Genomic DNA, 10,995 nt, shown 5'->3' on the forward strand with positions numbered 1-10,995 from the left:
CACTGGGCGGATTTTAAGTCCGCTGCCTCTGCCAATTGGGCTATGGGGGCCCGGCGGCGAATCTAGCGCGCGGGCGCCGAAACCGGGACATCGCACCCCTGTCGAATAGGCGAAATGTCCGGCATGCGGTGGGGGCGGCCTTCGGTTAGGATCCGCGCCCGCGCGCTAGATTCGCCGCCGGGCCCCCATAGCCCAATTGGCAGAGGCAGCGGACTTAAAATCCGCCCAGTGTCGGTTCGAGTCCGACTGGGGGCACCGGTGAATTGAATAGCACCCGGGGACCGAATCACCGAGGCAACCGATAGCGGACCTCGGAAGGCGACCGGAACGTGCCGACAACCGGCAATCAGCTCACGCAGCCCGGGCAGGGTCCCGGGCCACCCTCGATGACCATCGGACTGACCTGGCGGTTGAGCCCTCCGTTGGTCACCCACGCCGGCGAGTTGGCGGAAATCTGTCCGATCATGAACCGGTGCCAGGCATTCATGTCCCAGTTGGGCGTCCCCGCCGACGCCATCGGTAGCGGCATGCCGGGACACCACTGGTAGATGCAGGCCATCCCGTTGCAGATCGGGTCGGGGTAGGTGAATGCCGCGGCGGGCGGGGCTGCCAGGAACGCCGACGCGAACGCGGCGACCGCGGCCATGACAGCACCGGCGATGAGGCGACGCGGGCGCGGGTGTGGTCCAGGAGTCGTCACGGTTTCCCCTCGTCGATCGGTGGCGATGTCACGCGGTGACCCAAGTCTTGCGGCGGCGCCCACGGCCGCGCATGAGGTGATCGCCTCATTTTGGTGACGACACGTCAACGAATTGGGATCGGTAGTCCGTGCGCCTCCATTTACTTGTCGCACGCGCCGCCACCAGGTGGCGCGTCCCCTGTAGGACTCGGCACGAAACGAAAGGAGCCGGCCATCAACACCAACGTCGCTATCCATCACGCAGCCCCTTCGACTTCTCGTAAAACTCGCGTGGCCGGCCTCTACGCATTGAAGCCGTGGTTCACCAAGAGGCTGGCCCCGATCGTCCACATCGCGGTGGCTCGTCGAGTGTCTCCCGACGTCTTCACCGCGGCGGGTGTCGCGGCGGCGGGCGCTGCGGGAACTGCCATCGCGTTCGGATGGTGGCCGCTGGCGGCGGTCTTCATGGTGATGCGCCTGGCGGGCGCGAACCTCGACGGGGCCGTCGCCCGAGCGCGTGGGGTGAGCCGGCCATGGGGCTTCGTCGTCAACGAAGTCGGCGACCGCGCCGCCGATCTGCTCGCGTTCGGCGGCCTGGTGGTCTGGGCGGCGCGGCAGCACGGCCCCGGACTGAACTGGCTGTCCTGGCCGGTGCTTCAGGTGCTGCTGGCGGCGCTGGCCGCCACACTGCCGACCTTCGCATCGCTGGCCGTTGCCGCTGCAGGCCTCACGCGGCGGAACGGCGGACCGCTCGGCAAGACCGAACGCTGCCTGTTCCTGGTGCTGGCCACCGCATTCCCCGTGATCATGCCCGTCCTGCTGGTGCAGTTGGTGAACGGATCACTGCTCACGACCATTCTGCGGTTGCGGGCCGCGCATCGCGAACTGAAGGCGCAGCGCGTGCCGGACTTCGTTCCCCGCGGTCTGCAGATCGAAGCGACTGTGCCTGTCGCGCTGTTCGAGCACTTTGATGCGATCACGCAACCGGTTACCGCGGCTCACCTCTCCAATGCCGTCACGCTGCCCATGACGCTGGTGGCGGCATGACCACCGGCCGGATTGCGAGCGTGCTTCGGCACCGGCTCTGGCGGACGGTGTGTGCCGTCTCGGGCGGGCTGACCGTGACCGGGCGTTGGAACGCCAAGGGCGGCTGTGTCGTCGTCGCCAACCACGCCTCCCACGCGGACACCGCGGTGCTGGTGGCGGCGCTGCCGTCCGCAGCTCGTCCTGTCTTCGGCGCGGCGGCCGACTACTGGTTCGACGTGCCGGTGCGACGCTTCATCGCGACCTCGCTGATCGGGATACTGCCGGTGCGACGCTCGGGCGACGGCAACTACGACGCGCTGCTCGCGGCCGCCGGCCCGGCGCTTCGCGCGGGACGGACCGTCGTCATCTACCCCGAGGGAACGCGATCGACAGACGGCGTGATTGGCGAATTTCGTTTCGGCGCAGTACGTCTGGCGCGAGACTGCGGCGTGCCGATCGTTCCGGTAGCGATCGTGGGGACTGCCGACGTCCTGCCGAAGGACGGAAGCTTCACGCCCGGCCCGATGGAGGTACGCCTCGGTACGCCCGTCGATCCCCACACCACCTCCGCACCGCAACTGCGGTCGCAGGTGCTGGCGCTGCGGGGCGACGTCGTGGCCGATGACCGCTTCGCGCTGGCGTCTTAGAACCGGCGGCCCACCATGTCACTCCTCGACCGCTGGTTTCCTCATCTCGATCGGCGGATGCCGCTCAACATCGACGTGGGTCCGCTGCACGTCCACATGTACTCGACGGCTGTGTTCCTGATGTGGGTCACGGTGGCGATCCTCGCCGTCGCGGGCGCCGCCGTCCTGGTCTCGCGCAAACGCGAGCTGGTGCAGAAATGGCGCACCTGGGTGCTGATCGCACCGGCTGTCGGGATCCCGGTTTGGGCCGGCCAAGGCACGACGGCGGGGTTGGCCGCGGCGCTGGCCGTCGTCGCGGTGATCGAGTACGCGCGACTGGTCAAGCTGGGCCGGGCCGACACCTACGTGCTTGTGGTCCTGGCCGTGGCATACCCGGTCGCGGCGTGGCTGCGCCCCTCGCTCCTGCAATTCGCGCCGATCATCGTGCTGCTGTGCGTGGCGCCCTCGGTCCTTCAGGGCGACGTCGAGAACGGCGCCAGGCGCGCCGCCTCCGCCGCCTTCGCCTCGGTGTGGATCTGCTGGTCGCTGTCCCACCTCGTCATGGTGGGACCGGACGCATACCTGCTGTGTTTCGCCGTCGCGGCCACCGACGTCGCGGCGTGGTGCGGCGGAAAAGGGTTGCGCCGCATGCGATGGGCGCGCACGCCGCTGTCCCCGCTGAGCCCCAACAAGACGGTCGGCGGGATGGTCGGCGCGATCATCGGCGCGTTCGGAATCCTCACCCTGTTGGGCACCATCTCCGTCGGCCTGCTCATCGCCGTCTCCATCGGCGGTCTGTTCGGTGACCTGCTTGAATCCATGCTCAAGCGACAGGCCCAGGTCAAGGACGCCGGTGACTGGCTGCCCGGATTCGGTGGCCTCCTCGACCGCATCGATTCACTGCTGGTTGTCCTCCCACTCGCTTACTTCCTCGGATGAGAGATCTCAATGAATAACGACAAGCCCACGATGCCGATCACCCTCAAGAATCGGACCGACGAAGCCGCGAACGCCACGGAAATGCGCGCCCGCTGGCGATTCCCGGCAGAGCCGTTCGGGTCGATCCCGATTAATCGGAGCGTCCAGCGCGAGAACCGATTCCTGCCCGCGGCGACCGGCGGCCTGGAGATGCGCGATGTCAGCCTCGCCGTTGACGGCGAAAGGGTTCTGCTGGAACGGGTTTCGTTCGCGGCGCGCCCCGGCACGTTGACCGCGGTGATCGGCCCCTCGGGCGCGGGCAAGTCCACTCTGGCCAGGGTCGCCGCCGGGGAGGATCGGCCGACCAGTGGGACGGCGTCTTTGGAGGCGAGGGCCGTGCACACAGTGCGCAGCGAGATCGGGATGGTGCCACAGGACGACCTTGTGCACGGCCGGCTCACCGTCGCACAGGCACTGCAGTACGCGGCGGAACTCCGGATGCCCGCCGACACCACCGCAAGCGCACGCGCGCGGGTGATCACCACCGTGCTCGAGGAACTCGAGCTGACACCCCACGCTGACACTCGCATCGACAGGTTGTCGGGCGGCCAGCGTAAGCGCGTGTCGGTCGCCGTCGAATTGTTGACCAGCCCTTACCTATTGGTGCTCGACGAACCGACGACGGGGCTGGATCCCGCGCTGGACCGCTCGGTGATGGCGATGCTGCGCCGGTTGGCCGACGCGGGCCGCGTGGTCGTGGTCGTCACGCACTCGTTGACGTTCCTGGACGTGTGCGACCAGGTGCTGTTGCTCGCGCCCGGCGGCAAGACGGTTTTCTGCGGCCCTCCCGATCGGCTCAGTTCCTATCTGGGAGCCTCAGATTGGGCTGACATCTTCACCAGAGTATGCGCCGATCCGGACGGTCTCCAACGGCGGTTCATGCAGGGGCGAGCCTCCCAGGAAGCGGACACGGTATGCCGTCCCGCGCTCGTTCAGCCGGTCCAACCGCCCCCTGTCGCCGTGTGGCGCCAAACGTCGACGCTCGCGCGTCGCCAGGTGAGGTTGCTTGTGGCGAACCGTGGTTACCTCGCCTTCCTCGCTGTGTTGCCGTTCATCGTCGGCCTGCTGCCGCTGACCGTCACCGGTCACGCAGGCCTGAGCCACATGCCGGCGCCTGGCGAACCACCGTTCGAAGCCAAACACATCGTCGCGTTGACGAGCTTCGCGGCGATCCTGATGGGAACCACACTGAGCGTCCGCGATCTCGTCGGCGAACGCGCCGTCTTCCGGCGCGAACAGGCGGCAGGACTATCGGCGTCGGCATACCTGCTCGCGAAGGCGATCGTCTTCGGCGCGGTCGCGGTGATCCAATCCGCGATACTCGTTGCGATCGTCACGGCGCCCGCGATCGGCAAGCCCGGCCCGTCTAGTGCGGTGGTCCTGGGTAGCCCGGCCGTCGAGTTGTTCGTCGGCGTCGCGGCGACGTGCGTAGTGGCCGTCCTTCTCGGCCTTGCGCTTTCGGCCGTGGCCCGCACCGGCGATCAGGTCATCGTGCTGCTGGCGATGACGCTGATGGCGCAACTGGTGCTCGCGGGCGGCTTCATCCCGGTGACCGGCCGGCCGCTGATGGAAGCCTTGGCCTGGCTGACGCCCGGACGATGGGGGTTCGCGGCGACTGCGTCGACGGCCGACCTGACCAAACTGGTCGCGGGGATTTCGAACGATTCGCTCTGGCAGCACACCGGGTCGGCGTGGCTCACGAATATGGCCGTGTTGGGGGTGCTTGCCATGCTCTTCGCCGGCGTCACGCGCTGGCGTCTTCGACGTTGAGGCGCTTGCGTTTTGCACAATCCGCCAAGCGGAACGCAGCCGGGCATTACGCTTCCTGGTTATGGCCAGGGGGAAGAAAGTTCTGATTGCGCTCGTGCTCGCATTCGCCGTCTCAACGACGTCGGTGGGCTGCATACCCATCACCATTCCCACCTGCCCCGCGGGTGGCGGCCCGGTCGGCTGCTGATCACCGGCGCGGCATGGGCGCGAGCTTCGCTGCCCGTCGTTGTCTGCAGTCGCTAATCCAGTCACCGGATTTGGGGCACCTTGGTGCCAGAGCTAGAGGCTTTGTGCCCTGTCTAGCCGGCGCCGCCGGAACGAAGATCACCACCAGCACAGGATTAGGAGGCCGGTGGTGATCAAGCAAGCCATGGCGGGCGCTGCGGCGGTGGTCCTCTTCGTCGGGGGCTGCTCCGCTGGAAATCACAACGGCGGTGGCGGCACGACCACCACGACCACGTCGCATGGTCAGGCCGTGCGCGGATGGGTCGAACTGACCAAAGACCACATGCAAGACCTGGGGATAGCGATGGGCAAGGCGACATTCGCCATCGGGGAGCATGACTACGCCGCCCTGGGGGCCGCCTGCCACGAGGGCCACGACGCGGCGAGCTTCCTCCAGGGGCACCTGCCGTCCCCCGACAAAGAACTCACCGACGCGCTGCAGGCCAGCCTCGACGACTTCGATGCCGCGTCCCACTTCTGCGTCGCCGCGGTCGAGGACAAGGACGCCAACGAGGCGCGCCATGCGGGCGAATTCATGAACTCCGCCGAAGGGCATCTCACCACCGCCACCGGCATCCGGGATCGCATCGTCAACGGACCGGCCTAGGTCGGATCAGCGACCAAGGGGCCGCTGGGCGAGGACCTTGGCCCCTACCAGCTCTCGGCGGGCGGGGCGACAGTGAGATCACACAACTTCAGGGAGGACGAGCAATGAATCGCGAAGCAAGCAAATTCTTCTGCGGGGCGTTCGCCGGCATCGCGTACGCCCACGCGGGCTACGCCATTGCCGCTTCCAGCGGCATCATCGACGAGCCGATCTTCCTCGGGAGGAAGTGGGGCGTCGGGTTCATGTGGACGGAGGCCGTCGTCTATTCCGCGATCAGCATGGCGCTCGGGTACGCGGGCTGGCGCCAACGGCCGGTCGGGCTGCGCGCGGTCGCCGCGCCGGAGACGAACGGGCAGAGCGAGCACGGGGTGAGCCAGGCGAAGGCCCCTCAGTCGGCCTGGAACTGATCGGCACCGCGCCGGTATGAACGTCCGTCGCGGGAAGTGGCCGGCGGTCTGTGCGGTCCTGCTGTCGGTGCTCGAGCTGCTGGCGTCGGCGCCGGCGTCGGCCGACCCGGGCGACGACGCGTTCATCGCGTCCCTCGCCAACTACGGGATCGAAGTCCGAGACAGCGACGTCGCGATCGCGATGGCCCACCGGGTGTGCACCGGATTCGACAACAACGCGAACGCAAGCGTGCTGGCGATGAAGGTGAAGCGCGACACCGATCTCTCGATGAAGGAAGCCAGCTACTTCGTCGGCCTGTCCGTGGCCGCCTACTGCCCGCAGTACCGGGGGCTCATCGACAGTTCGCTGATCTGGCTGGTCCCAGGGCCCCCGCTGATGTGAGCCGGGACGCCGTAAGCAAGCCGGACGGCCCAAGGCACAGTAAGTTGGTCGCGACCGCAACCGCGAAGGAGCCGCGCCGAAGTGACCGACGATCCGCGGAGCGACGGCGTCTCCAGCCAATACGATCGCTGGGAATACCCGCCCCCGATAACCGATCTGGCGGCGTGGACCAAGGCCCACTGGGACTGGTTCGACCCGTTCTGGGCGCACCGGGTGCTGTGGCCGAACCGGGAGTACGTACCGGACCTGGACATTCTCATCGCGGGTTGCGGCACCTTCCAGGCGGCCCTTTTCGCGTTCATGAACCGCGCCGCCAGGGTGGTCGGGATCGACGTCAGCCGGAAGGCGCTGGAGCACGAGCGGTACCTGAAAGACAAGCACGGCCTGGACAACTTGGAACTGCACCTGCTGCCCATCGAGGAGGTCGCGACGCTCTCGCGCGACTTCGACCTCATCGTGTCCAGCGGGGTCCTGCACCACATGGCGGATCCGCTGACCGGGCTCAAGGCTCTCGGCGGCTGCCTGCGCGCGGAGGGGGCACTGTGCGTCATGCTGTACGCGAAGTACGGGCGGATCGGCGTCGAGATGCTCGAATCGGCGTTCCGCGACCTCGGGCTGGGGCAGGACGACGCATCGGTCCACATGGTCAAAGAGGCGCTCGCGGTGCTGCCCGCGGATCACCCCGTCCGCCCGTACCTGAAGGGCACGCGCGATCTGGTGTCCGACGGCGCTTTGGTCGACACGTTCCTGCACAGTCGCCAGCGGAGCTACACCGTTGCGGAATGCCTGGACCTGGTCGGCGCCGCCGGATTGGCATTCCAGGGCTGGTTCCACAAGACGCCGTACTACCCGCACGACGTTGTCGCGCCGGCGAGCGGGTTCCAGGCGCTGCTGAACCAGCTGCCCGACGTCCAGCTGTGGTCGGTGATGGAACGCCTGCAGCCGGCGAATGCCACGCACTTCTTCATGGCCTGCCGCCCCGAACGCCCGAAAGAGCACTACGCGATCGATTTCTCGACGCCCGAGGCGCTCGATTATGTTCCGCTATTGCGGACGGCCTGCCTGCTCGCCGGGGACGATATCCATCTGCCGGGCAGCAAGCTGAAGCTCAACCCGGCCCAGTTGCCGTTCGTTCAGCAGGTCGACGGCCGCCGGACGATTCGGGAGATCATCGAGCACGTCGCCCGCCAGGGCGACGTCGGCCCCGAAACTGCCGAACTGGTAAGGGAATTCGGGCGAAAACTGTTCGAGTCGCTGTGGCGTCTCGACTTCCTGGCGATGGCGTTGCACACCGCTTAGGTGCTCCCGCCGTTCCGACTGTCGGCCTTCGCCGTCAGCAGGCCCTGCCGCAACGCGGCAATCGCGTGGGCGGCCCGGTTCGCCGCGACCGTATAGCCTTCCAGATCCGCTGCGCTTTCGGCGTTCTCGGCGAGGGTGCGGGACAGCCGCGCGGTGTCCTTCAGGTTGCGGATCGCCGCCCAGATCGCTTCTTCGAGTTCGTCGCCGTAGGCGACGAGCAGCGCCTGGGCCGTCCACGCGTGGCCGACCTGGCAGCGGTAGGCGTTGTCGCCAACCGACATCAGAGCTCCGTTGCAGCTCGGGCACGTGTATCCGGTCGGTGGGCCCAGGTCTTCCACGCCGACGGACGCGGCGAACTGGCTGTCCATCGCGATCTGATTCTCCAACTCGAGTCGCCCGTCGGGATCGGCCGCCGGCTCCTCGACGTTCCGGTCGGCGAGCCGCCCGAGCAGGCTGCCGATCTCCTTTGCCGCGGCCGTGTGATCGGCCAGGCCGGCCTTGATGGCGTTCTTCGGTAGGTCGGGAAACAGCGCGTCGCTCGGTTCCTGAACCACTGTGGCCCCTCCCTTGGACTTGATGGCGCGCAGTCCGGCCACGCCGTCGTCGAGCAGCCCCGACATCAGAACGCCGATCGCGCGTGGGCCATAGTCCAGCGCGACGGACCGGAACAGTGCGTCGATGCCGGGTCGGCGACCGCTCTCCCACGGTCCGTCCGACAGCGCCACCCGGTGGTCGCTGGCCAGCAGATGGTGGTTGGGCACGGCGGCGTAGATCCGGCCGGCCTCCAGCACCGCACCGCCGACCGCCGCGACCGCGGGCAGCGGGCCGCTTCGGTTGATGATCTGCGCCAGCAGGGACGGCGCTCCCGGGCTCATGTGGATGACGATCATGACCGCGAACGGAAAGTCCGGCGGCATCCCCGCCGCCAGTTCGCTCAACGCCTCGATGCCCCCGGCGGATGCGCCGATCGCCACCACGCCTTCAGCCGGCGTTGCCGTGCGACCCATAGCTCGACCTAGCCCTACCCTGTCGCGGTGACAGCCTTCAGATCCGTACCGCTCCAACACTGACCCCCCGCAAGGCCGCGCGCCAAGGGCCATAAGCCCTCTTCGCGGCGTCACCTTTCGCCGGGAAAGCCGTTGGCGCCGCGGGAATCCGGCGACCCGAGAACGCCGCGCGGCGGGGGTCGTGGGCCGCGGACCAAATTTTCGACCCGGCCCCCGAGGACCACGGAAACCGTCACTCATACACTGACCCCTCGTGGGCATGCTGTTTGGTCTTGCGCCGTGGATCGTCTATTGGGTGCTCGTCGGTAACGTCCCATTGCCGGCGGCCGCACTCGTCGGGCTGGCCGTCGCTGCCGTCGCACTGGCGATCGGGCACCTCACCGGCAAGCCGGAGCGGACGCTCGAAATCGGTTCCGCCGCAGTGTTTGTGGTGCTGACGGGGCTGACCTTCGCGCTCGGTGACCGGTTCTCCCACCGGTGGATACTCCCGCTGAGCATCGCCGGTTTCCTGGTGGTCGCGCTCGCCGGCACGCTGACGGGCAAGCCGTTCGTGCGCGCGTTCGCCGCCGCGGAGCAGCCCGCGGACGTGCGCACGACCGAGTTGTTCGCGCGGGCCGTCAACGTCCTGAGCTGGGTGTGGGTGGGAACCCTGGCCGTCATGACGGTGTCGTCGGCGATCCCGCCGCTCATCCGGGGCGATGCCACCATCCTGGACACCAGGACTCCGTTGTCGTACGCCTGCTACTGGCTCATTCCGTTCACGCTGTTCGGACTGGCGGCGCTGGCGTCGCGGGTGCTGCCCGAGCGGATGCTCGCCGGGATCGACGACGTGGCGCGGGAAACCTCGTTCGTCGCCTACGACGAGGCCACGATCGACGAGCTGTACTTCCTTGCCCAGGAGCACGCGAATCGGGAGGTCGGTCCTGGCAAGGAGGCCTACAACGTGAAGGTCGGGGGGATGGGCATCCCGTTGACGGGGGACGAGTCCCGCAAGTCGTGGCCCTCGACGTACAAGGTGCGCGACAAGCGGCGCTGACGGCGTGGGGGTGTTCCGCTACGTTGGGTTCCGGCGGGGCGGGCCCGGACCGGCCGCACGCGCTCCGCGTCGGGTTGCGGCCGACCAGGGAGCCCAAAGAGGAGTCGCGAATGAACGCGGTCAGCCCAGACGCCATCCGTGCGGAGACGATCACCATCACCGGTCACGGCGGCGACGAAATCGAGGCGTACCTGGCGACTCCGCTCGCCGAGGGCGCTCGCGGCGGGGTCGTGTGGATCCATCACATGCCCGGCTATGACCGCGAGACAAAGGAGTTCGTCCGGCGGCTCGCCGTCAGCGGCTTCCACGCCGTGGCCCCGAACCTCTATTCGCGTGAGGCGCCGGGCGCGTCGCCCGACGATGCGGCGGCGGCGGCGCGGGCGGCGGGCGGCGTGCCCGACGAGCGCCTGGTCGGCGACGTCGCGGGCGCGGTCGAGCACTTGCGCTCGTTGCCGGGCGCCAACGGCAGGTTCGGCGTGATCGGGCATTGCTCCGGCGGGCGGCACGCATACCTGGCGGCGTGTTCGCTGCCGTTCGATGCCGCGGTGGACTGCTATGGCGCCTTCATCGTCGAGGATCCGCCGGAGGGGATGCCCAAGGCCATGAAACCGATCCTGCAGCTGGCGCCGAACCTGAGTTGCCCGCTGCTGGGCCTGTTCGGGCTCGACGACCGATTCCCGGCGCCGGCCGCGGTCGCCGCGCTGGACGGCGAGCTGAACAGGCTGAACAAACCGCACGAGTTCCACTCCTACGAGGGCGCGGGCCACTCGTTCTTCTCCGTCGATCGGCCCGCCTACCGGCCCGAGGCGGCGGTCGACGGCTGGCGGCGCATCGACGACTTCTTCGCCACCCACCTGAAAGGCTAGGCCGCTCATGTGCACCTATCTCACCGAACACGTCGGAATCGACGGCAGCGGCAAGGGCGCCACGGGGTGGTTCGGCGCCAGCCGCGC

General features: G+C 68.1%; 13 protein-coding genes and 1 tRNA gene. 12 read left to right on the forward strand and 2 right to left on the reverse strand.

Annotated elements, in window-relative coordinates:
* Nucleotides 1-181: 181 nt before the first annotated feature.
* A tRNA-Leu gene (locus A5701_RS06450) sits at nucleotides 182-255 on the forward strand.
* A 91-nt stretch (nucleotides 256-346) separates the two neighbouring features.
* On the opposite strand, the gene A5701_RS06455 is transcribed toward A5701_RS06450, so the two are convergent.
* Entirely contained in the window at nucleotides 347-700 is a 354-nt protein-coding gene (locus A5701_RS06455) for a hypothetical protein (RefSeq protein ID WP_156669952.1), read from the reverse strand.
* 270 nt (nucleotides 701-970) lie between these two features.
* On the opposite strand from A5701_RS06455, the gene A5701_RS06460 reads away from it, so the two are divergent.
* The 8 genes from A5701_RS06460 (at nucleotide 971) to A5701_RS06495 (ending at nucleotide 7,999) form a co-directional block, all read left to right on the forward strand.
* On the forward strand, nucleotides 971-1,726 hold the full coding sequence (locus A5701_RS06460) for a CDP-alcohol phosphatidyltransferase family protein (protein ID WP_082969685.1): 756 nt from the start codon (nucleotides 971-973) through the stop codon (nucleotides 1,724-1,726).
* Nucleotides 1,723-2,352, forward strand: a complete 630-nt coding sequence (locus tag A5701_RS06465) for a 1-acyl-sn-glycerol-3-phosphate acyltransferase (RefSeq protein ID WP_067749968.1) — start codon at nucleotides 1,723-1,725, stop codon at nucleotides 2,350-2,352. The genes A5701_RS06460 and A5701_RS06465 overlap by 4 nt, the downstream gene beginning before the upstream one ends.
* A gap of 15 nt (nucleotides 2,353-2,367) precedes the next feature.
* On the forward strand, nucleotides 2,368-3,270 hold the full coding sequence (locus A5701_RS06470) for a phosphatidate cytidylyltransferase (RefSeq protein ID WP_067749970.1): 903 nt from the start codon (nucleotides 2,368-2,370) through the stop codon (nucleotides 3,268-3,270).
* Nucleotides 3,271-3,279: 9 nt separating this feature from the next.
* Nucleotides 3,280-5,079 (forward strand): ATP-binding cassette domain-containing protein, encoded by a 1,800-nt coding sequence (locus A5701_RS06475; protein WP_067749972.1) that lies wholly within the window; start codon nucleotides 3,280-3,282, stop codon nucleotides 5,077-5,079.
* Between the two features lie 355 nt (nucleotides 5,080-5,434).
* Complete coding sequence (locus A5701_RS06480) at nucleotides 5,435-5,911, forward strand: hypothetical protein (protein WP_156669953.1); 477 nt, start codon at nucleotides 5,435-5,437, stop codon at nucleotides 5,909-5,911.
* Nucleotides 5,912-6,015: 104 nt separating this feature from the next.
* On the forward strand, nucleotides 6,016-6,318 hold the full coding sequence (locus A5701_RS06485) for a hypothetical protein (RefSeq protein ID WP_067749974.1): 303 nt from the start codon (nucleotides 6,016-6,018) through the stop codon (nucleotides 6,316-6,318).
* 16 nt (nucleotides 6,319-6,334) lie between these two features.
* Nucleotides 6,335-6,700 (forward strand): DUF732 domain-containing protein, encoded by a 366-nt coding sequence (locus A5701_RS06490; protein ID WP_067749975.1) that lies wholly within the window; start codon nucleotides 6,335-6,337, stop codon nucleotides 6,698-6,700.
* 81 nt (nucleotides 6,701-6,781) lie between these two features.
* Complete coding sequence (locus tag A5701_RS06495) at nucleotides 6,782-7,999, forward strand: methyltransferase domain-containing protein (protein WP_067749976.1); 1,218 nt, start codon at nucleotides 6,782-6,784, stop codon at nucleotides 7,997-7,999.
* Here A5701_RS06495 and A5701_RS06500 read toward each other — a convergent pair.
* Nucleotides 7,996-9,006 (reverse strand): chemotaxis protein CheB, encoded by a 1,011-nt coding sequence (locus A5701_RS06500; RefSeq protein WP_067749977.1) that lies wholly within the window; start codon nucleotides 9,004-9,006, stop codon nucleotides 7,996-7,998. The genes A5701_RS06495 and A5701_RS06500 overlap by 4 nt on opposite strands.
* Before the next feature lie 253 nt (nucleotides 9,007-9,259).
* Here A5701_RS06500 and A5701_RS06505 point away from each other — a divergent pair, with 253 nt between their 5' ends.
* The 3 genes from A5701_RS06505 to A5701_RS28770 all read left to right on the forward strand — a co-directional run.
* Nucleotides 9,260-10,042 (forward strand): hypothetical protein, encoded by a 783-nt coding sequence (locus A5701_RS06505; RefSeq protein WP_067749979.1) that lies wholly within the window; start codon nucleotides 9,260-9,262, stop codon nucleotides 10,040-10,042.
* Nucleotides 10,043-10,152: 110 nt separating this feature from the next.
* Entirely contained in the window at nucleotides 10,153-10,908 is a 756-nt protein-coding gene (locus A5701_RS06510; protein WP_067749980.1) for a dienelactone hydrolase family protein, read from the forward strand.
* 7 nt (nucleotides 10,909-10,915) lie between these two features.
* Nucleotides 10,916-10,995, forward strand: an 80-nt coding sequence (locus A5701_RS28770) for a DUF6295 family protein (protein WP_231972776.1), incomplete at its 3' end; no start/stop codon positions are given.

The organism is Mycobacterium sp. E3305, from assembly GCF_001666785.1.
In the GTDB taxonomy this organism is placed as follows: domain Bacteria; phylum Actinomycetota; class Actinomycetes; order Mycobacteriales; family Mycobacteriaceae; genus Mycobacterium.